At 72.5% G+C, this 25595-nt stretch carries 26 protein-coding genes; 20 read left to right on the top strand and 6 right to left on the bottom strand.

The features are described from left to right. The first annotated feature begins 98 nt into the window (after positions 1-98). Both DPM19_RS11790 and DPM19_RS11785 read left to right on the top strand, forming a co-directional pair. On the top strand, positions 99-1712 hold the full coding sequence (locus DPM19_RS11790; RefSeq protein ID WP_111866131.1) for an RNA polymerase sigma factor: 1614 nt from the start codon (positions 99-101) through the stop codon (positions 1710-1712). Positions 1713-1861: 149 nt separating this feature from the next. Next, entirely contained in the window at positions 1862-3061 is a 1200-nt protein-coding gene (locus DPM19_RS11785; protein WP_111866128.1) for an NlpC/P60 family protein, read from the top strand. An 84-nt stretch (positions 3062-3145) separates the two neighbouring features. On the opposite strand, the gene DPM19_RS11780 is transcribed toward DPM19_RS11785, so the two are convergent. Further along, positions 3146-3634, bottom strand: coding sequence for an inorganic diphosphatase (locus DPM19_RS11780; RefSeq protein ID WP_111866126.1), 489 nt, complete (start codon positions 3632-3634; stop codon positions 3146-3148). A 217-nt stretch (positions 3635-3851) separates the two neighbouring features. On the opposite strand from DPM19_RS11780, the gene dacB reads away from it, so the two are divergent. From dacB to DPM19_RS11725, 12 genes are all read left to right on the top strand, one after another. Further along, positions 3852-5144 carry a D-alanyl-D-alanine carboxypeptidase/D-alanyl-D-alanine endopeptidase gene (dacB, locus tag DPM19_RS11775; protein WP_233510045.1) on the top strand — a complete coding sequence of 431 codons (1293 nt, stop codon included), beginning with the start codon at positions 3852-3854 and terminating at the stop codon, positions 5142-5144. 121 nt (positions 5145-5265) lie between these two features. Next, entirely contained in the window at positions 5266-6375 is a 1110-nt protein-coding gene (locus tag DPM19_RS11770) for a zinc-dependent metalloprotease (RefSeq protein WP_111866408.1), read from the top strand. Positions 6376-6448: 73 nt separating this feature from the next. Continuing rightward, complete coding sequence (gene tilS / locus DPM19_RS11765; protein ID WP_111866122.1) at positions 6449-7423, top strand: tRNA lysidine(34) synthetase TilS; 975 nt, start codon at positions 6449-6451, stop codon at positions 7421-7423. A gap of 61 nt (positions 7424-7484) precedes the next feature. Continuing rightward, positions 7485-8048 carry a hypoxanthine phosphoribosyltransferase gene (hpt, locus tag DPM19_RS11760; RefSeq protein ID WP_111866119.1) on the top strand — a complete coding sequence of 188 codons (564 nt, stop codon included), beginning with the start codon at positions 7485-7487 and terminating at the stop codon, positions 8046-8048. A gap of 302 nt (positions 8049-8350) precedes the next feature. Beyond that, complete coding sequence (gene ftsH / locus DPM19_RS11755; protein ID WP_111866117.1) at positions 8351-10348, top strand: ATP-dependent zinc metalloprotease FtsH; 1998 nt, start codon at positions 8351-8353, stop codon at positions 10346-10348. Further along, positions 10345-10947: a GTP cyclohydrolase I FolE gene (gene folE / locus DPM19_RS11750; RefSeq protein ID WP_111866115.1), complete on the top strand. Its 603-nt coding sequence runs from the start codon at positions 10345-10347 to the stop codon at positions 10945-10947. The genes ftsH and folE overlap by 4 nt, the downstream gene beginning before the upstream one ends. A gap of 66 nt (positions 10948-11013) precedes the next feature. Further along, complete coding sequence (gene folP, locus DPM19_RS11745) at positions 11014-11862, top strand: dihydropteroate synthase (RefSeq protein WP_456049244.1); 849 nt, start codon at positions 11014-11016, stop codon at positions 11860-11862. A gap of 1 nt (position 11863) precedes the next feature. Continuing rightward, positions 11864-12268 carry a nuclear transport factor 2 family protein gene (locus tag DPM19_RS11740; RefSeq protein ID WP_111866406.1) on the top strand — a complete coding sequence of 135 codons (405 nt, stop codon included), beginning with the start codon at positions 11864-11866 and terminating at the stop codon, positions 12266-12268. Beyond that, complete coding sequence (folB, locus tag DPM19_RS36235; protein ID WP_233510044.1) at positions 12265-12630, top strand: dihydroneopterin aldolase; 366 nt, start codon at positions 12265-12267, stop codon at positions 12628-12630. The genes DPM19_RS11740 and folB overlap by 4 nt, the downstream gene beginning before the upstream one ends. A 9-nt stretch (positions 12631-12639) precedes the next feature. Beyond that, positions 12640-13182 (top strand): 2-amino-4-hydroxy-6-hydroxymethyldihydropteridine diphosphokinase, encoded by a 543-nt coding sequence (gene folK, locus DPM19_RS36230; protein WP_233510043.1) that lies wholly within the window; start codon positions 12640-12642, stop codon positions 13180-13182. After that, positions 13179-13652 carry a DUF3180 domain-containing protein gene (locus DPM19_RS11730; protein WP_111866110.1) on the top strand — a complete coding sequence of 158 codons (474 nt, stop codon included), beginning with the start codon at positions 13179-13181 and terminating at the stop codon, positions 13650-13652. Before folK ends, DPM19_RS11730 begins: the two co-directional genes overlap by 4 nt. 80 nt (positions 13653-13732) lie before the next feature. Continuing rightward, a complete protein-coding gene (locus DPM19_RS11725) occupies positions 13733-14767 on the top strand; it encodes a HEAT repeat domain-containing protein (protein WP_111866108.1) in 1035 nt (344 codons plus the stop codon). 18 nt (positions 14768-14785) lie between these two features. On the opposite strand, the gene DPM19_RS11720 is transcribed toward DPM19_RS11725, so the two are convergent. Both DPM19_RS11720 and DPM19_RS11715 read right to left on the bottom strand, forming a co-directional pair. Further along, positions 14786-15046: a hypothetical protein gene (locus tag DPM19_RS11720; protein WP_111866105.1), complete on the bottom strand. Its 261-nt coding sequence runs from the start codon at positions 15044-15046 to the stop codon at positions 14786-14788. After that, positions 15043-15444: a hypothetical protein gene (locus DPM19_RS11715; protein WP_111866102.1), complete on the bottom strand. Its 402-nt coding sequence runs from the start codon at positions 15442-15444 to the stop codon at positions 15043-15045. The genes DPM19_RS11720 and DPM19_RS11715 overlap by 4 nt, the downstream gene beginning before the upstream one ends. Positions 15445-15624: 180 nt before the next feature. Here DPM19_RS11715 and DPM19_RS11710 point away from each other — a divergent pair, with 180 nt between their 5' ends. Next, a complete protein-coding gene (locus DPM19_RS11710) occupies positions 15625-16698 on the top strand; it encodes a helix-turn-helix domain-containing protein (protein WP_199484994.1) in 1074 nt (357 codons plus the stop codon). A gap of 54 nt (positions 16699-16752) precedes the next feature. Continuing rightward, positions 16753-17349: a phospholipase D-like domain-containing protein gene (locus DPM19_RS11705; RefSeq protein ID WP_111866099.1), complete on the top strand. Its 597-nt coding sequence runs from the start codon at positions 16753-16755 to the stop codon at positions 17347-17349. Positions 17350-17421: 72 nt separating this feature from the next. Here the strand turns inward: DPM19_RS11705 and DPM19_RS11700 are convergent, their stop codons facing one another. Both DPM19_RS11700 and DPM19_RS11695 read right to left on the bottom strand, forming a co-directional pair. Continuing rightward, on the bottom strand, positions 17422-18543 hold the full coding sequence (locus DPM19_RS11700; protein ID WP_111866096.1) for a methyltransferase domain-containing protein: 1122 nt from the start codon (positions 18541-18543) through the stop codon (positions 17422-17424). A gap of 415 nt (positions 18544-18958) precedes the next feature. Next, positions 18959-19330 (bottom strand): DoxX family protein, encoded by a 372-nt coding sequence (locus tag DPM19_RS11695; protein WP_111866093.1) that lies wholly within the window; start codon positions 19328-19330, stop codon positions 18959-18961. A 43-nt stretch (positions 19331-19373) separates the two neighbouring features. On the opposite strand from DPM19_RS11695, the gene DPM19_RS11690 reads away from it, so the two are divergent. After that, the gene (locus DPM19_RS11690) at positions 19374-20249 is read left to right on the top strand and encodes a DUF6928 family protein (protein ID WP_199484993.1); all 876 of its coding nucleotides are present in this window, start codon (positions 19374-19376) and stop codon (positions 20247-20249) included. Positions 20250-20376: 127 nt separating this feature from the next. On the opposite strand, the gene DPM19_RS11685 is transcribed toward DPM19_RS11690, so the two are convergent. Continuing rightward, positions 20377-21522 (bottom strand): NADH-quinone oxidoreductase subunit D, encoded by a 1146-nt coding sequence (locus DPM19_RS11685; RefSeq protein WP_111866088.1) that lies wholly within the window; start codon positions 21520-21522, stop codon positions 20377-20379. A 683-nt stretch (positions 21523-22205) separates the two neighbouring features. On the opposite strand from DPM19_RS11685, the gene DPM19_RS11680 reads away from it, so the two are divergent. From DPM19_RS11680 to DPM19_RS11670, 3 genes are all read left to right on the top strand, one after another. Then, on the top strand, positions 22206-22763 hold the full coding sequence (locus DPM19_RS11680; RefSeq protein WP_199484990.1) for a PH domain-containing protein: 558 nt from the start codon (positions 22206-22208) through the stop codon (positions 22761-22763). Positions 22764-23056: 293 nt separating this feature from the next. After that, positions 23057-24358, top strand: a complete 1302-nt coding sequence (locus DPM19_RS11675) for a PH domain-containing protein (RefSeq protein ID WP_233510042.1) — start codon at positions 23057-23059, stop codon at positions 24356-24358. A 21-nt stretch (positions 24359-24379) separates the two neighbouring features. Continuing rightward, positions 24380-25588 carry a cytochrome P450 gene (locus tag DPM19_RS11670; RefSeq protein ID WP_111866082.1) on the top strand — a complete coding sequence of 403 codons (1209 nt, stop codon included), beginning with the start codon at positions 24380-24382 and terminating at the stop codon, positions 25586-25588. Positions 25589-25595 lie beyond the last annotated feature (7 nt).

Below are 25595 nucleotides of genomic sequence, written 5' to 3'. Positions count from 1 at the left end.
CGTGACTGTTCCGGATGTATGAAACTCTTTTCTTATGACTGCTCAACAAAACCTCGAATTTCGAGGAAGTGCGTCCAGAAAGGCTCTAACTTTTAGGCATGAGCGACGACGCCCTGGTCGAAGCCCTCCGGTCCCGGGACCCCGGCGCACCCGCGGCGCTGTACGCCGGTTACGCCGACGGTCTGTACGCGTACTGCTGGTTCCTGCTGCGCGGGCGCGAGGCCGCCCACGTGGCGCTGCGCGACACCCTCATCGCGGCCGAGGCGCACATCGGCCGCCTGCGCGACCCTGCCCGGCTGCGTTCCTGGCTGTACGCGCTGGCCCGGCTGGAGTGCGCGCGGCACGAGCCCGCCGACCAGCCGGACGTCACGCTCGCCGACCCGGGGCGGGCCGACAGCGCCCGGCGCATCATGGCCTGGCACGCGGTCGCCGGGCTGCCGCGGCCCAGCCGCGAGATCCTGGAGCTGCGGCTGCGGCACGGGCTGCCGGAGGCCGAGCTCGGCACGGTGCTCGGCCGGCCGGCCAGGGACGCCCGCGCCCTCCTGGCCGCCGCCCGCGTCGAACTGGCCGCCGCGCTCACCGCGGAGCTCCTCACCCGGCAGGGCCCATCCGGCTGCGCGGGCCGGAAGGAGGCGCTGGACGGGCACCGGGGGCCGCTCAGCCCCGAGGTCCGCGCCCGCCTGCTGCGGCACGCCGGCCAGTGCCCGATCTGCGGGACGCTCCGGCCGCAGACGGTGTCGGCGGCGAAGGTGTACGCGCTGCTGCCCCGGCTGTGGCCGGACGAGACGGTCCAGTGGGCGGTACTGGCCGGCATCACCGACCCGGCGCACGCCGACCACCGGCTGCGCGTCGCTACCCGGCCCCGCGACTTCGGGCCGGACGGGTTCCCCCGGCAGCGATCCGGTGCGGCTCCCGCGGGGCGTTCGGGCACCGTCCGGGCGCTGGTCGGGGCGGCCGCGGCCGTCCTGCTCCTGGGCCTGACGGCCGGCGGCGTGGCGCGCCTGCTCGATTTCGACGAGCGCGAAGGCGCCCCCATCGCCGCGGGGAACCCGCCGCCGCGGCCCAGCACGCTCCCGCAGCCCGAGGGCTTCCGGGCGCTGCGGGGCAAGGGCGTCGTGGAGGGCTCGCCGATCTCGGCGACGTTCCCGCTGGGCGCCCGGGCCTCGGCCGCACCGCCGACCGCGCTGCCCTCGCCGCCGCCCCGGCCGGAGCGCGAGCACCTGTCCGCGCCGGACCTGCCCGAGGTCGGGCTGTCGCTCGTCTCGCCGCTCTTCCTCGACCTGGGCACCGGCCCGGCGGGCTCGGTCACGTTCGCCGCGCGCAACCGGCCGGTCGAGTGGCGGGCCGGCACCAAGGGGCCGATCCGGCTCGACCGGTACTCCGGGCGGCTCGCTCCGGGCGAGTCGGTCACGATCAGGGTGTGGGTCGACCGGGCCGCCCAGGCGAAGGGGGAGGGGTGCATCTCGTTCCGGCCCGGCGGTGACACCGTCACGGTCACCTGGCGGCCCGGATCCTCCGGCGCCCCCCAGCAGCCCACGCCGTCCGGCCCGGCGCCCACCCCGACCCGCCCGTCCGGGGGCGGGACGCCCACCCGCGACACCCCGTCGTCACCGGCCGGGCAGCGCTCCGATCCGCCCCCGAGCGACCCGGCCCCCGGGCCGGAGACGCCGCCCCCACCCAGCGATCAGGGGGCTTCGCCCTCGGCGGGCTGATTCGCGACACTCCTGTGACTCACGTGACGAAAATTCACAGAGTGGCGTGAGTGAATTACCCTCGGTCACGATTGCCTGGTGCCGGCAGATCGAGGGGGGAGATCGTGCCACTGCACCCACAAGCATCGCTTCGTCCTGTCGCGGCGTCGATGGGGGCCGCGCTCGCGCTGACCGTTCTCGGCGTGCCCGCACCGCGCGCCGCCGCCGATCCTGTCCCGAGCGCGCGCGACGTCGCCGAGGGAAAGCGCAAGGTCCGGGCGCGGGCCGAGGAGGTCGGCCGGGCCAAGGGGCGGCTGGCCCGGGCGGACGGCGAGCTCGACCAGCTGTCGGTGCAGGCCGCGGCGGCGGTCGAGCGCTACCACGGCGAGATGGTCCACCTCGCCCGGGCCGGCCGCGCGTACGAGGACGCGCGGCGCCGGCTCGCCGAGGCCGAGCAGCGGTACGAGCGTGAACGAGCCGACATGGCCGCGTTCGCCGCGTCCGCCTACCGGACGGGCACCGGGACCAGTTCCTGGGGCGTGGCCGTGCCCGGCGGCCCGCAGCACTTCCTGGACCGGGCCGGCATGGTCGAGATCATGGCCCGCCGGCAGGCCGGGATGATCGACCGCGTCGAGGCCGCCCGCACGGTCGCCGACCTGTTCCGCCGCCGCGCGTGGAACGCGCTGGTCGAGCAGCGGTCCGCGGCGGCCCGCGCCGACCGGGCACGCCGCGCGGCCGAGACCGCGGTGGCCCGGCAGCGCGCCGCGACCCTGCGGATCGAGCAGGAGAAACGGGAGCTCGAACGGCAGTTGTACGGGGCGCGGGCACATGCCGCCGCGCTGGCCCGGCGGCGCGCCGAGGGGCTGGCGGCCGCCCGGCGGGCCCGGCTGGCGGCGGCGCGGGCGGCCGCGCGCCGCGATCCGGCGGGCAGCGGCCGGTCACTGGCCAAGCTGCACGGCTCGGCCCGCGGCATGACCGTCGTGCGGGCCGCGCTGCGCTGGCTCGGCACCCCGTACTCCTGGGGCGGCGGCACGGCGGCGGGCCCGAGCTACGGCATCGCGCACGGCCGGCACATCAGGGGCTTCGACTGCTCCGGGCTCGCGCTGTACGCCTGGGACAAGGTCGGGGTCCGCCTCGACCACTGGACGGGCACCCAGTGGACGGCCGGGCCGCGCGTCCCGACCGGCATGCTGCGCCCCGGTGACCTGGTGTTCTTCGCCTACGACACCGGCGACCCGGACACGATCCACCACGTCGGCATCTACATCGGCGGGGGCAAGATGGTCGAGGCCCCCTACACCGGGGCGCACGTCAGGATCTCCAGCATCTGGCGGAACGGTCTGATCGGCGCCGTCAGGCCGGTGACGTGAGGGTTTTTCCGCCCAGCACCGCCGCAAGGCCACACCCCTCCGAGAGGAATGTGACCTTGCGGCGATGACGGGGAGCGTGCTTCGTCAGTGCCCGAACTCGATGAGGCGCTTGCGCGAGCGCTCGATCTCGATCTCGGCATCGACCCGGCCGACCCAGGTCGCGCCCTCGACCGACTTGCCGGGCTCCAGGTCCTTGTAGACCTCGAAGAAGTGCTGGATCTCCAGCCGGTCGAACTCCGGCACGTGGTGGATGTCACGCAGGTGCTCGCTGCGCGGGTCGGTGGCCGGCACGCACAGCACCTTGTCGTCACCCCCGGCCTCGTCGGTCATCCGGAACATCCCGACCGCGCGGCAGCGGATCAGGCAACCCGGGAAGGTCGGCTCCTGGAGCAGGACCAGCGCGTCGAGCGGGTCGCCGTCCTCACCGAGGGTCTCCTCGATGAAGCCGTAGTCGGCCGGGTACTGCGTCGAGGTGAACAGCATCCGGTCGAGCCGGATGCGCCCCGTCTTGTGGTCCATCTCGTACTTGTTGCGCTGACCCTTAGGGATCTCGATGGTGACGTCGAATTCCAACTTGTCCTCCGCTCCCCGTGCGGTCGATGTGTCTAATCTTCGGGGGGACCCGTGCCGGCTCAGCCGCCCCGGGTCGCACTTGCCGTATACAAGGATGTCGCACATCGGCTAGTGACGGGTGGGCGGGAGGGGTGGTCGCGTGCCGAGGCGAGACCGCATCATGGCAGTGATCACACTCTTTCTCCTTCATTTTTTCACTGTTGCGACCGGGATCGCAGTGGTTAACGTCACACCGGCCCCCCAGTTGGTGCTCTCGCCCCCGTCCGTGGCGGCCCGTCCCGTCGTCCAGGCCGCCGCGCAGCCGTTGCCGTCCGCCGACCCCGCCGCCCGGATCCCCGGCGCCGCGGGACTGTCCGCCCGGCTGAACGCGGTGCTGGCCGGCTCCGACACCAAGATCAGCGGTGCGGTGATCGACGCCGCCGCCCGGCGCGTCCTGTACGGGCGGAACCCCGATCGGCCCGCCACCCCGGCGTCCACCACCAAGCTGGTGACGTCGGTCGCGGTGCTGGCGACGCGCGGCCCCGAGTACCGCCTCACCACGAAAACGGTGCAGGGTGCGCCCGGGCGCGTCGTGCTGGTCGGCGGGGGCGATCCCACGCTCGCCGTCCGGCCCCCGGCGAGCCTGCCGGGGTCGGCCTCGCTGACCGAACTGGCCCGCCAGACCGCCGCCGCGCTCCGGGCGTCCGGGACGGCCAGGGTGAAGGTGGACTTCGACGACACGCTGTACACCGGGCCCCGCTCCGCTCCGGGCTGGAAGCCCAACTACATCCCCGACGGAGAGGTCGCCCCGGTCACCGCGCTGATGGTCGACCAGGGCCGGGTCGCCGCCGGGAAGCGGACCCGGGTGGCCGACCCGCCGGCCACCGCCGCCGCGGTCTTCGCCGGGCTGCTCCGCCGCCAGGGGGTCGCCGCGACGAGGGGCGCCCGGGTCCGGGCGCACCCCTCCGCCGCCGCGCTGGGCTCGGTGCGGTCGCCGCCGGTCTCCGCGATGGTCGAGCACCTGATGACCGAGAGCGACAACGACATGGCCGAGGCGATGGTCCGCCAGGCGGCGCTGGCCCGCGGCCGTCCCGCCTCCTTCGCCGGGGGCGCGCAGGCCGTCCAGGAGGTGCTGGCGGGGCTGCGGGCGGCCGGCGGGGTGACGGTGTTCGACGGCAGCGGGCTGTCGACCCGCAACAGGATCACTCCGCTGGCCCTGGCCCGGCTGGCGGCGCTGGCCGCGGCCCCGGACCATCCCGGACTGCGCGCCGCGATCACCGGGATGCCGGTGGCCGGGTTCTCCGGCACGCTGGCCGACCGTTATGCCGGCCCCGCCACCCGGATCGGCGCGGGGTACGTCCGGGCCAAGACCGGCACCCTGGACGGGGTGAGCACGCTGGCGGGCATGGCCTACGACGTGGACGGCCGGTTGCTGGCGTTCGCGTTCATGGCCGGCGACGGCAAGGGCGCCGTCGATCCGGGCCGGCTCGACCTGCTCGCCGCGGCCGTGGCCGGATGCGGGTGCGGGTGATCTGCCGGGTGTGGGGGGCCACCTGCGGGAGATAAACCAGGACATCAATTCGTTAGAGACATCAAAGGGGCGCCACGGCGTCATGTCGTGCAAGGGAAGCGGTGAGCTAGTGGGCACCTCGATGATCGACTGGAATTTCGCCGTGCAGACGGGCACCCGGCTCGTCCGGCCGGGCCCGCAGATCGGCCAGGACGAGGCCCGCGCGGTGGTCACGGAACTCCGCGAGCTGTCGCGGCTGGCGCAGGGGCACGTGCGCGAGTTCACCGGCATGGACGCCGAACTCAACCCAGGCCCCGCCACGATCGTCGACCGGCCCGGCTGGATCAAGGCCAACGTCGACGGCTTCCGGGTGGTCCTGGAACCGCTCATGGACCGGCTCGCGGAGCGCCGGCCGGCGAGCCCGTTCGGCGGGCCCGGCGGCGTGGTCGTCCAGGCGCTGGGCGCCCGGGTCACCGGCGTGCAGGTCGGCGCCATCCTGGCGTACATGGCCAGCCGGGTGCTCGGGCAGTACGAGCTGTTCCTGCCGCCGGACCCGTCCGGCCGGACGCCGACCGGGCGGCTCACCCTGGTCGCGCCGAACATCGTGCAGATCGAGAACGACCTCGGCGTGCACACCCGGGACTTCCGGCTGTGGGTGTGCCTGCACGAGGAGACCCACCGGGCGCAGTTCACCGGCGTGCCGTGGCTGCGGGCGTACGTGCAGGAGCAGATGACGGAGTTCCTGCTGGCCTCCGACCTCGACCCCGGCGCCATGCTCGACCGGATGCGCGAGGCCGCCGAGGCGATCGCGGACGCGGTGCGCGGCGGCGAGTCCAGCCTGATCGACGCCATCCAGTCGCCCGAGCAGCGGGTGATCCTCGACCGGCTCACCGCGGTGATGACCCTGGTCGAGGGGCACGGCGACTTCGTGATGGACGCGGTCGGGCCCGAGGTCGTCCCGTCGGTCAAGGAGATCCGCGCCCGGTTCCAGGGCCGCCGCGACGGCGGGTCCCGGCTGGACAAGACCATCCGCCGGCTGCTCGGCATCGACCTCAAGATGAAGCAGTACGCCGAGGGGTCGAAGTTCGTCCGCCGGGTGGTCGCCGAGGTGGGGATGGACGGTTTCAACAAGGTGTGGGCGTCGGCCGAGTCGCTGCCCACCATCGACGAGATCCAGGAGCCGACCGCCTGGATCGCCCGGGTCGTCGGCACCCGCTCCCTCGGCCCGGCCGCGGAGGCCGACCAGGCCTGACCCCGCCGTCCTGTCCGGGTTCCGCCACGCCCCCGCATGCGGGAGGATCACGGGCGGGAACAGGGAGGAACCGATGGGGCCCGATCCGGCGGTCGCGACCGTGCGGGTGGCGGTGCGGCACGCGCTGGCCGAGGTGCCGTCCGGCATGCCGGTGCTCGTCGCGTGCAGCGGCGGGGCCGACTCGCTGGCGCTGGCCGCCGCGCTGGCCTTCGAGGCGCCCCGGGCCGGCCGCCCGGCGGGGGGCGTCACGATCGACCACGGGTTGCAGGAGGGGTCGGCGGCCCGCGCCGACGCGGTCGTCCGGCTGATGTACGGGCTGGGCCTGGACCCGGCCGGTTCGGTGGCGGTCACGGTGGGCCGCGCGGGCGGGCCGGAGGCCGCCGCCCGGGACGCCCGCTACGCCGCCCTGGACGACGCCGCGGCCCGGCTGGGCGCCGCGGTGCTGCTCGGCCACACCCGGGACGACCAGGCCGAGACCGTCCTGCTGGGCCTGGCGCGCGGCTCGGGCGCCCGTTCCCTGGCCGGGATGCCGGTCGAGTTCGTCCGGAGTGATGTTCGTTACTTTCGTCCCCTGCTGGACCTCGACCGTGCGACCACCCGCCGGGCGTGCGCGGCGCAGGGTCTGGAGCCCTGGGACGACCCCCACAACGAGGACCCCGCCTATGCCCGGGTACGGGTCCGCCGCGACGCGCTGCCGGCGCTGGAAACCGCGGTGGGGCCGGGGGTCGCGGCCGCTCTCGCCCGGACCGCCCGGATGCTCCGCGAGGACACCGCCGCCCTCGACGAGTGGGCGGCCCGGGCACACGCGCAGGCCGGCGGCACCGACCTCGACCTGGAGGTTCTCGCCGCCCTGCCGCGGGCCGTGCGGACCCGGGTGCTGCGCCGGGCGGCGGTCGAGGCGGGCTGTCCTGCGGGTACGCTCGCGGCCGGCCACGTCGACGAGGTCGACCGGCTGGTGACGGCCTGGCACGGCCAGCGGCACGTCGATCTGCCCGGACGGGTCCGGGCCGGGAGACGGTGTGGCAGGCTGATCTTCGGTCCGGCCTGACGGCCGAACGGGCCTGGTGGAAGGGGCGGCCGAGCGCCGCACGAGCTGAGACGGTGGGATTGTGGACGAGAAGGATCTGGGCGCCGATCTCGCAGACGTGCTGATCCCCGAGGACGCCCTGCAGGAGAAGATCCGCGAACTGGCCGCGCAGGTCGACGCGGACTACGCCGGCCGGGATCTGCTGCTCGTGGGCGTGCTCAAGGGCGCGGTCATGGTCATGGCCGACCTGGCCCGCGCGCTGAGCTCCCCGGTCTCGATGGACTGGATGGCTGTGTCGTCGTACGGGTCGGGCACCACGTCGTCCGGGGTGGTGCGCATCCTCAAGGACCTCGACACCGACATCATGGGCCGCGACGTGCTGATCGTCGAGGACATCGTCGACTCGGGCCTGACGCTGTCGTGGCTGGTCAGCAACCTGCGCTCGCGCAAGCCCGCGTCGCTGGAGATCTGCGCGTTGCTGCGCAAGCCCGAGGCGGTCAAGGCCGAACTCGACGTGCGGTACATCGGGTTCGACATCCCCAACGAGTTCGTCATCGGCTACGGGCTCGACTACGCGGAGAAGTACCGTAACCTCCCGTTCGTGGGCACCCTGGCGCCGCACGTGTACGGCGGCGGAGGGTCCTGAGAAGGGCCCACCCGGGGAACAACCGGACGGCGCGACTCGTTGAGCACAACGAATCATCGGACCGACGTCGACGAGCGCACATCATGGACACAGGTCGCGGGCATGCCGCCGGGAACGACGGCACGGCGGCGGCTGCGTCGTCCGCGCCGGCCGGTGTACCGTCGGTGTTCTCGGCCCCGTTGCCGGGGAACCGCTTTGAGGGAGGCCGCCTCGACGGACCGGGCGCACGCGCCACGGCCGGGCGAGGTATTCACAGACGCTGGTCAGGAGGGACGGGACCTCTGCATGAGGTTGCCGGATAAATGGACGTGAAGCGCTATTTCCGCGGGCCGCTGCTGTGGATCCTGCTGTTCGGCCTGGTAGTCCTCCTTTTCACGTGGGGGGCCGGCTCCAACGGGTCCAGCAAGGACCAGGACACCTCCAAGGTGATCCAGGCGATCCAGACCGGGCAGGTCAAGTCCGCCAAGATCATCGACAAGGATCAGCGGATCGAGGTCACCCTCAAGAACAACCAGGAGTGGCAGTCGTCCTGGGTCAGCGGCCAGGGCCTGGATCTGCAGAAGCAGCTCCAGGCGCAGGCGCAGGCCGGCCAGCTGTCCGGCGGCTACAACGTCGAGGTGCCCAAGCAGAACCTCCTGCTGAGCCTGCTGTTCAGCCTGCTGCCGATCGTCGTGATCGTGCTGATCTTCCTGTTCCTGATGAACCAGATGCAGGGCGGCGGCTCGCGGGTGATGAACTTCGGCAAGTCCAAGGCGAAGTTGATCTCCAAGGACACCCCGAAGACCACCTTCTCGGACGTGGCGGGAGCCGACGAGGCCATCGAGGAACTGCAGGAGATCAAGGACTTCCTGCAGAACCCGGCCAAGTTCCAGGCCATCGGCGCCAAGATCCCCAAGGGCGTCCTGCTGTACGGCCCGCCCGGCACCGGTAAGACGCTGCTGGCCCGCGCGGTGGCCGGCGAGGCCGGGGTGCCGTTCTACTCGATCTCCGGTTCCGACTTCGTCGAGATGTTCGTCGGCGTCGGCGCCTCCCGGGTGCGCGACCTGTTCGAGCAGGCCAAGGCCAACGCACCCGCCATCATCTTCATCGACGAGATCGACGCCGTCGGCCGGCACCGCGGCGCCGGCCTGGGCGGCGGCCACGACGAGCGCGAGCAGACCCTCAACCAGCTGCTGGTCGAGATGGACGGCTTCGACGTCAAGGGCGGCGTGATCCTGATCGCGGCCACCAACCGGCCCGACATCCTCGACCCGGCGCTGCTGCGCCCGGGCCGCTTCGACCGCCAGGTCACCGTCGACCGGCCCGACCTGGAGGGCCGCAAGGGCATCCTCCGGGTGCACGGCCGGGGCAAGCCGTTCGCCCCCGACGTCGACCTCGACGTGATCGCCCGGCGCACCCCCGGCTTCACCGGCGCCGACCTGGCCAACGTGATCAACGAGGCGGCGCTGCTGACCGCCCGCTTCGACCGCAAGCTGATCGACATGGCCACGCTGGAGGAGTCGATCGACCGGGTGATGGCCGGGCCCGAGCGCAAGACCCGGGTCATGTCCGAGTCCGAGAAGAAGATCATCGCCTACCACGAGGGCGGTCACGCGCTGGTGGCGCACGCGCTGCCCAACGCCGACCCCGTGCACAAGGTGACGATCCTGCCGCGCGGCCGGGCCCTGGGCTACACGATGACCCTCCCGATGGAGGACAAGTTCCTCACCACCCGCTCGGAGATGAACGACCAGCTCGCGATGCTGCTGGGCGGCCGGACGGCCGAGGAACTGGTGTTCCACGAGCCGACCACCGGCGCGGCCAACGACATCGAGAAGGCCACCGCGATCGCCCGCAACATGGTCACCGAGTACGGCATGAGCGAGCGGCTGGGCGCCCGCAAGTTCGGCACCGGCGCCGGCGAGGTGTTCCTCGGCCGTGACGTGGGCCACGAGCGCGACTACTCCGAGGACATCGCCTCCGCGATCGACGACGAGGTCCGCCGCTACATCGAGTCGGCCCACGACGTGGCCTGGGAGATCCTGGTCCAGTACCGCGACGTCCTCGACGATCTGGTGCTCCAGCTCATGGACAAGGAGACGCTGTCCAAGGACCAGGTGCTGGAGATCTTCGCCCCCATCCAGAAGCGGCCGAAGCAGAACTCCTACACTGGCTACGGCAAGCGCACCCCGTCCGACCGGCCGCCGGTGCTGACCCCCAAGGAGCTCGCTTTGCTCGGCCCGAAGGATGTCCAGGACCTCACCCAGGGCAATGGCCAGGGTAGTTCCGTGGAGCTCGACAAACCCGGCGGAGAAGGCTGATCCGCTTGGCGAGCACGAACGAACGACCCGGCTTCGACCATGCGCGGATCGAGCGGGCGGTGCGCGAGATCCTGCTCGCGATCGGTGAGGACCCCGATCGCGACGGGCTCCGCGACACCCCCGCCCGGGTCGCCCGGGCGTACGCGGAGCAGTTCGCCGGCCTGCGGCAGCGGCCCGAGGACGCGCTCACCACGGTGTTCGACGCCGACCACGACGAGCTGGTCCTGGTGAAGGACATCGAGGTCTACAGCGTCTGCGAGCACCACCTGGTGCCCTTCCACGGGGTGGCGCACGTGGGCTACGTCCCCAACAAGAAGGGGCAGATCACCGGGCTGTCGAAGCTGGCCCGCCTGGTCGACGTGTACGCCCGCCGGCCGCAGGTCCAGGAGCGGATGACCAGCCAGATCGCCGACGCGATGATGGACGTGCTGGAGCCCCGCGGGGTCATCGTGGTGGTCGAGGCCGAGCACCTGTGCATGACGATGCGGGGCGTCCGCAAGCCGGGGGCCAAGACGGTCACCTCCGCGGTCCGCGGCGACTTCCGCGAGCACGCCGAGACCCGCGCGGAGGCGATGAGCCTGATCCTCGACCGCCGGTGACGCCCCGACGTCTCCTGGTGGCGAGACCCTGACGTTCCGGTGGACGCGGGGCATAGGGTTGATCTCATGACCAGTGCCGTACCAGGGCTGCCCGAGCCGGGGCGCTGCCTCGTCATGGGCGTGGTCAACGTGACCCCCGACTCGTTCTCCGACGGCGGCGAGTGGTTCGACCACGACGCCGCGGTCCGGCACGGCCTGGAGCTGGTGGCCGAGGGCGCCGACATCGTCGACGTGGGCGGCGAGTCCACCCGGCCCGGCGCGCAGCGGGTCTCGCTGGCCGAGGAACTGCGCCGGGTGGTGCCCGTGATCGAGGCGTTGACGGCCGAGGGCGTGCCGGTCAGCGTCGACACGATGCGTGCCGAGGTGGCCGAGGCCGCCCTCACGGCCGGGGCCCGGCTGGTGAACGACGTCAGCGGCGGGCTGGCCGACCCGCAGATGCCGCAGGTGGTGGGCCGGGCCGGGGTGCCGTACGTGGTCATGCACTGGCGCGGTCACAGCAGCGACATGCAGAACCGGGCGCACTACGACGACGTCGTCCGCGAGGTCTCCGAGGAGCTGCGCAAGCGCGTCGACAGCGTCGTCGCCGAGGGTGTCGACCCCGGCCTGCTGGTGCTCGACCCCGGGCTGGGCTTCGCCAAGCGGCCCGAGCACAACTGGGGGCTGCTGCGGCGGATGGACGAGCTGGTCGGGCTGGGTGTGCCGGTGCTGATCGGGGCGTCCCGCAAGCGTTTCCTCGGCCGGTTGCTGGCCGCCCCCGACGGAACCCCCCGTTCGTTCGCCGAATCCGACGACGCCACCCTGGCGATCACCGCGCTGGCCGCCACGGCCGGCGTCTGGTGCGTCCGGGTGCATCGGGTCCGGCCCAACGCCGACGCGGTCCGCGTCGTCGCCGCGATGGAGGCCGCCGGTGGCTGACCTGACCGATCTGGAGGCGGCGAACGAGGAGTTCTTCGCCGCCTTCGAGGGCGCCGACCTCGACCGGATGGAGGCGCTGTGGGCCGACGGCCCCGACGTGGCGTGCGTCCATCCCGGCTGGGCCATGCTGCGCGGCCGGGAGGAGGTGATGCGGTCATGGGCGCTGATCATGGCGAACACCCCCTACATCCAGTTCGTGCTGACCGACGTCCGGGCCGAGATCTTCGGCGACCGGGGGGTGGTGACCTGCTCGGAGCACATCCTGACCGCCGAGGAGGGCTCCGACGTGGGTTTCGTCGCCGGCGGCAGCCTGGTGACCACCAACGTGTTCGTTCGCGTCGGGGACGAGTGGCGGCTCTGCCTGCACCACGGGTCCCCCGTGCTCAACCAGATCGAGGAAGAGTGACCGCCGACCGGATCGCGATCCGCGGGCTGCGCGCCCGCGGCCGGCACGGCGTGCTGGCAGCCGAGCGGGAGCTGGGCCAGGAGTTCGTGGTCGACGTCGTGCTCGGGCTGGACACCCGGCCGGCCGCCGCGACCGACGACCTCTCCCTGACGGTCGACTACGGCGCGCTGTCCGGCCTGCTGGTGGACGTGGTGACCGGGGAACCCGTCGACCTGATCGAGACGCTCGCGGAGCGGCTGGCCGGGGTCTGCCTGGCCCAGCCGGTCGTGACGGAGGTCGAGGTCACCGTGCACAAACCCGCCGCCCCGGTGCCGCATCCGTTCACGGACGTCGCCGTGACCATTCTCCGCACCCGCACGTAGGGAGGGCCCATGACGGACCGCACCGCCACCGGCGGGCACATGCTCGTCCAGCACCGCGCCGTGCTCTCGCTGGGCAGCAACCTCGGCGACCGGCTGGACAACCTCCAGGAGGCCATCGACGCGCTGTTCGACGCCCCCGGGCTGTCCTTCGTGGCGCTGTCGCCCGTCTACGAGACCGACCCGGTCGGCGGGCCCGAACAGGACGACTTCCTCAACATCATTCTCGTCGCCGACACCAGGCTCACCCCCGAGACGCTGCTGGAACGGGTGCTCAACATCGAGAACTCCATGGACCGGATCCGCGAGGTCCGCTGGGGGCCGCGCACGCTCGACATCGACATCGTGCTGTTCGGCGGCACCGTCTCCACCGACCCCGAGCTGACGCTGCCGCACCCCCGGGCGCACGAGCGGGCGTTCGTGCTGGTCCCCTGGGCCGACGTCGATCCGGACGCGGAACTGCCCGGCCACGGCCGGGTGGCCGACCTGGCGGCGGCGCTCGGCACGGCCGGGGTGCGCCGCCGGGACGACCTGACCCTCCAGCCACCCGCGTGAGGGCCACCCGTCCCGGGCTGCTGCTCGCCCTTGCGGCCGTCCTCGCGGGACTCACCTGGCTGCTCCTGCGGCTGCTGTACGTGTCGCTGCCGCCGTTGCCCTGGACGGCGGTGCCGACCCTGGGGCTGCTGGCACTCGGCGAGGCGTTCACCGCCGTCAACCTGCGGGCCCGGATCCGCCACAAGCCCGGCACCCGGCCGGTGGAGCCGATGATGGTGGCCCGGATGGCGGCGCTGGCCAAGGCGAGCGCCCACGCCGCGGCGGTGCTGGGCGGGGTCTTCGCCGGGTTCGCGCTCTACCTGGCGTCCTCCCTCGACAAGACCGTCCCCCGGCAGGACTTCTTCGTCAGCGTCGGCAGTTTCGTGGCGGCGCTGCTGCTCGTCGGCGCGGCGCTCTTCCTGGAGTACGCGTGCCGCGTGCCCAAGGGCCCCGAGGACGAGGACGACCGGGACCGTCCCCGCCCGGTCTGAACGTGACCGGTGTCCCGTGCGCGCGGGACACCCCGGCGGGCAGCCTTGGCCGCGGGGTCCGGAAGTGGCGGAGGGGCGGCATGTACGGGGTGGACGAGGGGTTGCGGTCGGCGGCGTCGCCCGCGGGGACGGCAGTGTTTCCGGCACTGCTGCGGGCACCCGCCGACCGGCGGGACGACCTGCTGGAAGAGGCTCTGGACCGGGACGTGCCCGGGCTGGTCCGGCAGGCGCTGGCGGTCTGCGCGGGCGAGCCCGCCGAGGGGGTGCTGCTGGCGCTGCGGGCGCTGGACCGGGCCCCGATCACGGTGGACCACCCCGAGTTGCGGCCGGAGGTCGCCGCGGCGCTGGTGCGGCTGTGCCGGCCCGACCAGGATCCGGCCGTGCTCGCCGCGGCGCTGCCGCTGTTCGGGGTGTACGTGCCCGGCCCGGAGGCGGCCGGCCTGCTGCTGGGCATGACGGAGCACCCGGCCGCGGCGGTGCGGGCCGGGGCGGTGGACGGCATCGAGTACTTTGCGGACGAGCGGCACCACCCGCCCTCGGTGCTGCGGCTGGCCGAGCGGGTGACGCACCTGGCGGTGGCGGACCCCGACGTGTCCGTGCGCGCGGCGGCGGTCGCCGCGTTCGTCCTGATGGACCTGTGGCCCGGGTTCGAGCAGGACTGGACCCCGCACCTGGTCGAGGCGCTGGGCCGGGCGCTGCGCGACGAGCCGGACCGGGAGGTCCGCGGGGCGGCGGCGGAGAACCTGGCCAGGCTGCACCGGGCCGGGGGAGAGTACCGGGGCCTGGTCGGCGAGACGCTGCGCCCCTACATCGAGGACGGGAACGTCGTGGTGGCGGCCTGGTCGCTGGCCCGGACGGCGAGCCTCGGCGACCCGTACGCGCTGGACCGGCTGCGCGCCGTGCTGGCGACACCGGACGTGCACCGCGAGTACCTGTCGGCGGCCACCGAGGCGTTCGTCTCCTACGGCGGCGCCCCGGCCAAGGTCCGCCGCGAGATCCGCAAGACCCTCAAACGCCTGCGCAAGCAGGGCTGGGCCGCCCTCCCGACGGACGAGCCCAACTGGACCCCGGCGGCCCGCGCGAACTACCTCGACGTCCTCATCTCCCGCCTGTGACGCGCTGATCCGCGCCCCTCACGACCAGGTCACCCCCTCATCGGTGGTCTCGGCCGCCGCGACCGGGGAGCCGTACCGGTAGCCGTCCGGGAACGCGCCCAACCGCGCCTGGCGGACGACGCCTCGGGTCCCGGCCGGCGCGCCCGCCAGAGCCTCGGCCAGCCGGGCACGGGCCTGGTCCTCGTCGTCGGTGACCCCGGCCGCGCCCTGGTGGTCGCCCAGGACGTCCCAGGTGAACAGGAGCGGCGGGTCGAAGGCGCGGCGGACCGGCGTGCTCATCGCGCCTCCACGGCGACGAGACCGCCCAGGACCCGCTGCCAGAACCCGCGCCGCCGCGCCACCGCCCGCTCCCGCCGGGGGCTCGCGGGCGGACCGGCCCGGTACGGCTCGCCGGTCATCCGCCCGTCCGGGCCGGTGCGGACGCCCCGCGGCGGAACCGGGAGAGAACGCCTCCGCCATGCTTCGCCCTCCAGCCGCCTGACGAGCTCCGCCGGGCCGGGGGCTTCGATCAGCCCCCACCGGGTCAGCGCCCACCACTGCCCGGTGTACTCCCCGAACCAGGCGCACACCCCCGGAAAGCGGTCCTGTATCCGGGCCGCCACCTGTTCGGGGTCGAACTCCGGCACGCCCCACGGGAGCGTCCTCGCCGCCGTCATGGTCTCGGCTACCTTGCTCATGGGTCGGACCTCCTACGTCCGATCAAGGCCCCGGGAGACGGCGTTGGTGGCGCCGCCCCGGGGCCGCCTGCGCTTCATGGATTACAGCCAGTCAAACCGCGTCACCCGGCGAGCAGGAGGGGGCATTATGGATTGCGCCCCGGGGGTAATCCGGGATGTAGATCCGAAGGTGTGCGGCATATGACCAAGAACGCCCACGAACTGCGCATAATCGGCGACCGGCTGGCCGCCGAGCGTTGCCGCCGCGGCTGGTCGAAACGGGAAATGGCCCGCCGTCTGTTCGGCGCCGACCCCCAGCCCTACCCGAGCGCGGAAACGTTGCTGTCCTACGTCAAGCGCTGGGAAGCGGGCAAGGGAGGCGTGAGCAAGCGTTACCGGGTTGCTTATGCCACTGTGTTCGGTATGGACCGAGATGATCTATTCGCCGGAGAGGGAGGTCCCCCGTCGGTGTGGCGCCTGCCGGGCATCGGCGAGGATTTCACCCCGGACGACGAAGAACGGCTGAACCTCGCCATTGCCAGACCGGCACGGCTGGACCTGGCGGTCGTCGAGTCGTTGGCGACGATCCTTGCTGCTCAGCGCCGGTTGGACGACTCGCTGGGACCTACCGCCATCCTGTCCGCCACGGCCACCCAGGCCGCCACCGCGACCCAGCTTCTCAGCGAGGCCCGAGGCGCGATCCGCGCCGCGCTGGCTCCGGTCGCGGCCGAATGGGTGCAGTTCCACGGGTGGCTGTACGCGGAGATGAACGACGGCGCTCCGGCCATGCGGCTGCTGACCGAAGCGGAGGAAATGGCCGACGACGCCAAGGACGGAACCCTTGCCGCACAGGCCGCCAACTTCAAGGGCTATCTGTCGCGCCATCAGAAACGCCCGCGGGGCGCGATCCGTCATTTCATGATCGCTTATCACACGCCTGGAGCACATCCCGCTCAACGTCTCGGCGACGCGGTCCAGGCGGCGCAGGCGCACGCCATGCTTGGAGATCATGCCACCGCCCGGGAACTGCTCGACGAGGCCGCCGCACTGACAGACCGGGCCGCCCGCGCATTGCCGCCCGGCACCGCCTACTGGCTGACCCCCGACTACCACCATCTGAACTTCGGCATAGCCCTGCTGGCCCTTGGTGAGCCCACCGCGGCGGCCGAACGCATCGCCGCCGGCCTCTCGACCCTGCCGCCCGACCAGCAGGACTCCGAGTGGGCGCAGGAGTACCACGAGGCCCTGACTCAGGCACGCGGACTTTCGAGTTAGCGATCTTCCGCTGGAATGAGTCCATCACGTGACCGCATCGGAGGTGTCCGTGCCATGGAACCGTATGTAGGTCATCTGCAACGAGCGGGGATCATCGACGCCTACCCCTACACCGGCGAGGAGTCCCAACAGGACCTGCTCGACCGGATCAAGGCCGCCCGGCAGCGCATCAACATGTTCGGCCTGACCCGCAACTACTACGCCCGCGACGAAGTACTGCCCGTCTTCGAGGAGAAGGCCGCCGCGGGCGTCCCGGTCCAGTTGTTCATCATGGATCCCTACTGCGACTCACGCCGCGACCGGTACCGCATCGAACCGGCCGAGGCCGCCATGGAAGACCCCGACCGCTACGTCCGCGAAATCCTCCGCCCCCTGCACGCCCTCAGCACCAAGCACCCCGCGTTCAAGATCTTCCTGTTCAACTTCCCCTGCTCGTTCGCGATCGAAGAAGTCGATGACGCCTGCCGGATGATGCTCTACGGCCACGGCAAACGCGGCACCCAGGGCCCCATCATCACCGTCACCGAGGGCAGCCCCACCCACATCTACTGCGTGGACCAGATCCGCTGGCTCGAACGCCTCGCCCAGGGCGACACCCCCGAACCCTGGGCGTCCAAGGGCATCAGGGTCTGGCCACTGCAACTCGCCTGACCAAACCGCGTGCCTCTATGGGAAACCCCTGTATTCGGGTTTCCCCTTTGCCCCGGGCGGGGGTCGGTGGACTCAGATGAGGTTGTCCGGGCTGTCCAGCCAGATCCGTTGGCCGGCGGGGGTGACGGTCATGCCGAAGCGGTCGCGGCCCGGTTCACCTCGGGTCACCCACCGGAAGTAGGCGGTCTCGGTCTCTTCCCACAGGCGCCGGTCCCCGGCCTGCCGGATCTCGTACTCCTGCTGGTCCGGCCGGTGGATGGCCGTGGCCCAGGACCCGGAGGGCGACCACAGCCACAGCGTGTAGACGCCGTCCTCCTCGTGCCCCTGGGAGAAGACGTCCCCCAGGGCGGCCGACATCGCCAGGTCGGCTCCGGGTGAGGCGTAGCCGATGGTGCGCGGGTCGGTCCGGGTCACGGAACGGGACGCCTCCGCGTCCCCGAAGTCGAGATCGGGTTTCCGCTGGGAGCGGAGCATCATGTACGAGGCGTGCCCGGGGAAACGGCCCAGGGCGGTGCCGTCTGGCATCACCACGAGCCGTAGTTCGTGGCTGTAGCCGAATCCGGGGCTGTAGGGCAGCACGGCCACCCCGCCGGGCCGCGTCTGCTCCACCCAGGCGTACGGGACCTCCCGCACCCCGCAGGTGACGTGAACGCGGTCGTAGGGAGCCCCCTCGGGGGAGCCCTTGACGCCGTCGCCCACCACCAGCCGGGGCGATCGCCCGGCCTCGCGCAGGTTCCGGGCGGCCCGGTCCGCGACCTGCGGGTCGATCTCGACGCTGGTGACGTACTTCTCGCCGACCAGTTCGCACAGCAGGCCGGCCGTCCATCCGGTCCCGGTCCCGATCTCCAGAACCCGGTGGCCGCGCTCGGCCTGGAGCAGTTCCAGCAACGCCACGACCGTGCTGGGCGCCGAACACGAGGAGGTGAAGTCGCCCTTGCCGCCCTCCAGCGGGACGGCCCCGTCCTCGATCTGCGTCACGATCGGGTCGTCGGAGTAGGCGGCGTCCAGCCAGGCGGCCGGATCACGCCCCTCGTCGATCAGATAGTCCTCTCCCAGCGGGCTGACCAGCGCTACCGGAGGTACGAACATCTGCCGGGGGACGGCGTGCAACGCCTTCCGTATCTCCGGGCTCTTGAGCCAGCCGACCGTTGCCAGCCGATCGATCAGCGCCTCAAGGCGCCGCGCACCGGTCATTTGCCGCGCGTCCCGCCACCGTCGGGCTTCTTGTCGGGGTTCGGCGGCGGCGGAGGCTTGGGGTTCGGCGGCTCGGGCGCACTGTGCTTGCCCATCGGGCGGCTCCTTTCGTCCTGACAGCGGAGGGGCACCCTCCGGAGAGCGCTCACGGTGATCTCCCTCGGGGCGGGCCCGCCTGCATTCTCAGCGTTGAGTGGTGCCCACTCTCAGTAATCCATCTCGGAAGGCCCAAGGGCAAGGGCATGATGGGGAGCGATCCGGAGCACGGCGACCGGAAAGGAAGATGATGACCACCGCTGGGGAGCGGCGAAGGCTCGGCGCCCGGCTCCGTTCCGAACGCGGACGCCGCGCCTGGTCCAACCGCGAGCCTGAACACGCCGCTCGTTCGTGATCCTCAAGGATCACGAACGAGAGCTCAGAAAGGGTAGGGGCCGAAGCGGCCCCAGGCGACGGCGGCGCAGAGCGCCAGCAGCACGATGTTGAACGCGACCCCCTGGAACTCCTTGCGGCGGGCGTGGACGACCGTGGCGAGGACCATGATGATCGCCAGGCCGGTGGCGGCCAGCGGGGTGAGCGCCGGGATGATGCCGGTGGCGGCGGGCAGGATCAGCCCGAGCGCGGCGAGGAACTCCACGGCGCCGATGAACCTGACGGTGGTGGCGGAGTAGTCCTCGACCCAGGGGATCCTGGGCGCCAGCTCCTCCTTGGGCTGAGTGGTCTTCATGAAACCGACCATGGCGAACATGCCCGCGAGCAGGCTCTGCAGGACCCAGAGGAAGACGTTCATGTCGGTCTCTTTCGGGAGATCGTCGCGAATGACGGATCAAGCGATGATCTCACCCACCCGGCGCGCCCACCACGGCTGCGTCGAGCCCATCGAGTACGCAGTGTCCTTGGTGGTCAGTAGGGTGCAGCCGCTTGTCCGCGAGCCGAGGATCTGGAGGAGCGGTATGGGAGCGAAGACGGCACTGCTGGCGTTCGCCGACGGTGACATCCGTCCCGCACTGCTGGGTGCGACGCGCTCGCAGCGGGACGAGACCGAGATGCTGGTGCGTCGGATTCACCCGGGTTACCGCGTCGAGCCTGTCGAGGACGGCACGCTGTGGGACTACGTCTACCCACCGGACGACATCACCTACGCCACGAAGCTGGCCGGGGCGGAGGTGTTCTGCGACCGGCGGCTCGTGCTCGACCGTCCGTCCGAGCTCCCCGAGCATCTGCGTGCGGTCGGCGCGGGCAGGCGGATCATCATGCACGGGATGCACTCGGTCTCGGACTGGTGCTGTTTCGCGGTCTGGGAGGACGGCGAGCTGATCCGGTCGCTGAGCCTGTCACCCAACGGGGGCATTGCGGAGAACATCGGCGAGCCGTACGAGTTCGAGCTGCCGTACTGGGCGGGGGAGTATCCCGTTGTGCCCGTGTCGGGCTGGCCCGACCGGGGGCCGTACCCGTTGCCGTTCCATCCGCTGGAACTGGGTGATGAGGCGTTGTGCGCGCTGTTCGGCTTCGCCGTGGAAGGCCATCCCGACGAGATCGACCCGGAAGGCGTCCACCTGCACGGCTTCCGGGTGACCGATCCGTCCGGCGAGGAACAGGCAGCGCGCGAAGCCGCGTACGCGGCGGTGCTGCAGAGGATGGGAAAGCCGCGGCGTTTCCGCAGGGGGTCGGACGGGGTGATGCACGAGGTCGACTCCGATGATCTCTGATCACCGGCACACCGGCCGCTCCTCCGCGGCGCGGAAGGGATCCGCCATGTGCGGTCTGGGAGCACTCAAGCCTGTCGCTCATGCCAGGACTCCGCCCTCACCAGACGACCATTCATGGGTGGGGCGCCTACTTGTCGATGTCGCCGACGACGAAGAACATGGAGCCGAGGATGGCGATCATGTCGGCGACGAGGGTGCCGGGGAGCATTTCGGACAGGACCTGGATGTTGTTGAAGGACGCGGAGCGGAGTTTGAGGCGCCAGGGTGTCTTCTCGCCGCGGGAGACCAGGTAGTAGCCGTTGATGCCGAGCGGGTTCTCGGTCCAGGCGTAGGTGTGGCCCTGGGGGACCTTCAGGACCTTGGGGAGGCGCTGGTTGATCGGGCCGGGGGGCAGGTCGGCCAGGCGGGTCAGGCAGGTGTCGGCCAGGTCCAGGGAGGCGTGCACCTGGTCCAGGAGGCACTCGAAGCGGGCCAGGCAGTCGCCCTCGGTGCGCGTCACCACCCGGACGTCGAGGTCGCCGTAGGCCAGGTACGGTTCGTCCCGGCGCAGGTCGAAGTCGACACCGGAGGCGCGGGCGATCGGGCCGGACACGCCGTACTGCTGGATCTGCTCGGGGGTGAGCACGCCGACGCCCCGGGTGCGGGCGCGGAAGATCTCGTTGCCCATGATCAGGTCGTCGATGTCGGACATCCGGGACCGGACGGACGCCACGGCCGCGCGGGTCCGGCCGAGCCAGCCGGCGGGCAGGTCCTCCTTCAGGCCGCCCACCCGGTTGAACATGTAGTGCATCCGGCCGCCGGAGATCTCCTCCATCACCCGCTGCAACTCCTCGCGCTCGCGGAAGGAGTAGAAGATCGGCGTTATCGCGCCGACCTCCAGCGGGTAGGAGCCCAGGAACATCAGGTGGTTGAGCACCCGGTTCAGCTCGGCCAGCAGGGTGCGGGCCCAGACGGCGCGCTCGGGCACCTCCATGCCGAGCATCCGCTCGACCGCGATGACCACGCCCAGCTCGTTGGCGAACGCCGACAGCCAGTCGTGCCGGTTGGCCAGCACGATGATCTGCCGGAAATCGCGGACCTCGAACAGCTTCTCCGCGCCCCGGTGCATGTAGCCGACGATGGGTTCGGCGGCGGAGATGCGCTCGCCGTCCAGGGTCAGCCGGAGCCGAAGCACGCCGTGGGTGGACGGGTGCTGCGGCCCGATGTTGAGCACCATGTCCTCGGTGGCGAGCTCCTTGGCACCCGCCCCGATTCCCACGGTCCGCGTCTCCATGAACCAATCGTGCCACGGCGGGGCTCGCGGGACGCCGGTGGTTCCGGTTGACTGGCTTCACCATGAACGCCAGCCAGCCACCGCCCGGGGACGGCGCACCCGGGGAGCAGCCACCGCCGCCGCCCGGGGCCGCAGGCCCGCCCGCACCGCCGAACGGCGCGGCCCGCGAGGACGCCGCGCCCGCGGACGGCGGAGCCGGAGCGGAACCCGGGGGGTCGTACCCGCCCGAGGGTGAGGGGGCGGCCGGCCCGCCGCGTCCGGACAACGGGGCCGGGCCGGAACCTGGGCGGCCGTACCCGCCCGAGGATGGAGGGGCGGCCGGCCCGCCGCGTCCGGGCAACGGAGCCGGGCCGGGACCCGCGCGACCGCACCTGTCCAAGGGGCGTCCGGGCGGTGAGGCCGGGGAAGAGACCGCCGCGCGGCCGCACCCGCCCGCGGAGCGTTCGGGTGGCGACATGGAGGAGGGTTCGCCGGTTCCATCGGAGGGGCCCGCGCGGCCGTACCCGCCTGCGGGGCAGCCGGGCGGCGGGGCCGAGGGGGGACAGGCACAGCCGTACCCGTTCGGTGGAGAGGGCTCGGCTCCTCCGCCGCAGCCGGGCAGTGGGGGAGCGTACCCGCCCGCCGGGGAGGGGCCGGCCGTCCAGTACCCTGCCGGGCGCCCGCATCCGGCCGGGCCGCCGCAGATGTACCCGCCCGAGGACGGGGCGGCCCCGCGCCCGGCGCGGCCGGTCGCCGCCCCGGCGTATCCGGCGGACCGGGCGTTCTCGTCGCCGGACGGGATGACCTGGGTCGGGGTCTCGTCCCGGTTCACCTGGCACCGCCGGGTGAGCGCGCTGCTGTGGGGGCTGCCGGTCGCGCTGTTCGGTGGGCTGGTGGTGCTGTGGGTGGCCGGGGGGCTGCCCGCGCTGCTGTGGGTGGTCGCGGTGGTCGTCGCGTGCGGTCTGGGCTGGATCGTGGCGGAGCTCGCCTACCGGTCGTGGGGTTACGCCGAGCGGTCCGACGACCTGGTGGTGTCGTACGGGGTGTTCGTCAAGCGCCTGGTGGTGGTCCCGTACGGGCGGATGCAGTACGTCGACGTGACCGCCGGGCCGGTGGAGCAGATGCTGGGGATCGCGACCGTCCGGCTGCACACCGCGGCGGCGACCACCGACGCCCGGATCCCGGGCCTGCCCAAGGGGGAGGCCGCGCAGCTGCGCGACCGCTTGGCCCAGCGCGGCGAGGAACGGAGCATGGGGCTGTGACCGGCCCTTACGGGCCCGGCGGGTACCAGCCGCACCTCGGGTACGGGCCGTACGGTGCATCGGGGCACGGAGGTCCGCCGCCGGACCCGTACGGGCCGCCGTACGGGAGTCCGCAGCCGGGGCCGCACGGACCGTCCGGAGGTCCGGGACCGTACGGGAGTCCGCAGTCGGGGCCGCACGGTCCGTATGGAAGTCCGGGGCCGTACGGCGGTCCGCCGCGGGGGTCCTACGGGGCAGGGCCGTATCCGCCGTATTCGGGTTATCCGCCTGGTCAGCCCTACGGGCCGCCGCCGGTGCGGTTCTCCGAGGGCACGCACCGGCTGCACTGGGCCACCGCGCCGCTGCGCGCGGCGATCATCATGATCATCTACTTTGTGTTGATCGGGTTCTCGTTGCTGCTCACGCAGACCGAGGACGGGGTGGTGCTGGTGCTCGGCCCGGCGGTGGTCGCCCGGTTCGCGATCGTCACCATCCCCTTCGCGGTGATCGCTGCGGTGGCGGGGCTGTGGACCTGGCTGGCGCTGCGCTTCCGCATCGAACACGACGACCTGGTGGTGGAGACCGGCCTGCTGCGCCGCCGCAAGCGGCTGATCCCGCTGTCGCGGATCCAGGCCATCGACGTCGTCCGGCCCCTGATCACCCGGCTGTTCGGGCTGACCGAGATCAGGGTGGAGCTGGCCGGCGGCGACCGCAGCGAGATCGCGTTGCGTTACCTCGGCCGGTCCGCCGGCCAGCAGTTGCGGGCCGAACTGCTGGCCCGCGCCGCGGGGCTGCCCGGCCACACCCCGGAGGCGCCGGAGCGGCCGCTGTGGCGGGTGCCGTTCGGCACCCTGCTCGGCTCGCTGCTGTTCAAGCTGCCGGTGCTCGGCACCATCGTGCTCTTCCTGTTCCTGGTCGGGTTCGGCATCGCGCGGGGCGAGGCCGGCGTGCTCGCCGGGGCGATCCCCGCGCTGCTCGGGTTGCTGGGCGCCGTCACCGCGCCGCTGATCATGTACGGCGGTTTCACCGCGGCGGCCTCGCCCGACGGGCTGCGGCTGCGGTACGGCCTGCTGGAGACGCGGATGCAGACCGTCCCGCCGGGCCGGGTGCAGGCGGTACGGATCGTCGAGCCGCTGCTGTGGCGCGGGCCGGGCTGGGCCCGGGTGGACGTGACGGTGGCGGGCTACACGGGCGAGCGGCAGGCGCTGTCGTCGGTGCTGCTGCCGGCCGCCCCCCGGCAGGTGGCGCTCGCCCTGGTCGCCCAGGTCTTCCCGGGGGCGACCGTGGACGCGGTGCCGCTGCTGCCGGCCGCGCGCGGCGGGCGGGTGGCCGCGGCGGGTACCGACGACGTGGTGTTCGTGACCCGGCGCGGGCTGCTCTGCCACCGCACGGAGGTGATCGCGCACGCGCGGGCGCAGTCCGTCCGGCTGACGGCGAACCCGGTGCAGCGGCTGCTCGGGCTGGGGACGGTGCACGTGGACGCGCCAACAGGTCCGGTGGAGGTGACCGCGATCGACCGCGACCTCGGCGAGGCGCGGGCGATCGTCGAGGCCACCGCGGAGCGCGCCCGGGTGGCCCGGGCACGCAGCGGGAACACCGCGCGCTGGGCCCGGTAGGGGCCCATTAAGGTCAGGGCCATGGGAAACATCCCCTATGACCCCTGGTCACCGGATTTCGTGGCGGACCCGTACCCCGCCTACGCCGCGCTGCGCGCCGAGCGTCCCGTGTTCTTCCACGAACCCACCGGGCAGTGGGTGGTCACCCGGTACGCGGACGTGGACGCGCTGCTGCGCGACCGCCGGCTGGGCCGCTCCTACCTGCACCTGGCCACCCACGAGGAGTTCGGGCAACCGGCCGAAGCCGACTTCCTCACGCCGTTCTGGGACCTGATCCGGGCGGGGATGCTCGACGTCGAGCCGCCCGCGCACACCCGGCTGCGCCGGCTGGTCTCCCGCGCCTTCACCGCCCGCATGGTGGAGGGGCTGCGGCCGACGGTCCGGCGGCTGGCCGAGGAACTGGCGGGAGCGTTCGTCGCCGAGGGCGGGGGCGACCTGCTGACGCGGGTGGCCGAGCCGCTGCCGGTCACGGTGATCGCCGAGATGCTCGGCATCCCCGAGTCCGACCGGCCGCTGCTGCGCCCCTGGTCGGCCGACATCTGCGGGATGTACGAGCTCAACCCGTCCGCGCAGACGCAGCGGACGGCGGTGGCCGCCGCGGTGGAGTTCTCCGGCTACCTGCGCGAGCTGGCCCGGGCCCGCCGCCGCGACCCCCGCGTCGACCTGATCAGTTCCCTGGCCCAGGTCGCCGACGAGGGCGACCGGCTCAGCGAGGACGAGCTGATCGGCACCTGCGTGCTGCTGCTCAACGCGGGGCACGAGGCCACGGTGAACGCCACCGGCAACGGCTGGTGGTCGCTGCTGCGGAACCCGGGCGAGCTGGCCCGGCTGCGCGCCGACCACACGCTGGTCCCGAGCGCCGTGGAGGAACTGCTGCGGTACGACACGGCGGCGCCGATGTTCGAGCGGTGGGTGCTGGAGGACGTCACGGTCGGCGGGGTGACCATCCCCCGGGGCGCTGAGGTGGCCCTCCAGTTCGCCGGCGCCAACCGGGACCCGGCGGTCTTCGCCGACCCCGACCGGCTCGACCTGGGCCGCGACCCCAACCCGCACATCACCTTCGGGCTGGGCATCCACTACTGCCTCGGCGCGCCGCTGGCCCGGATCGAGCTGGCCGAGTCCTTCGGCGCGCTGCTGCGCCTGGCCCCCGGGCTGGCACTGGTGGAGGAACCGAAGTGGAAGCCCGGCTTCGTGCTGCGCGGCCTGGAGGAGCTTCAAGTGACGGTCTGAGGCCGGG

The sequence above is a fragment of the Actinomadura craniellae genome, assembly GCF_003289645.1.
GTDB classification, from domain to species: Bacteria; Actinomycetota; Actinomycetes; order Streptosporangiales; family Streptosporangiaceae; genus Actinomadura_D; species Actinomadura_D craniellae.
The sequence above is the reverse complement of the archived record's forward strand: the minus strand, read 5'-3'. Positions and strand labels throughout refer to the sequence as shown.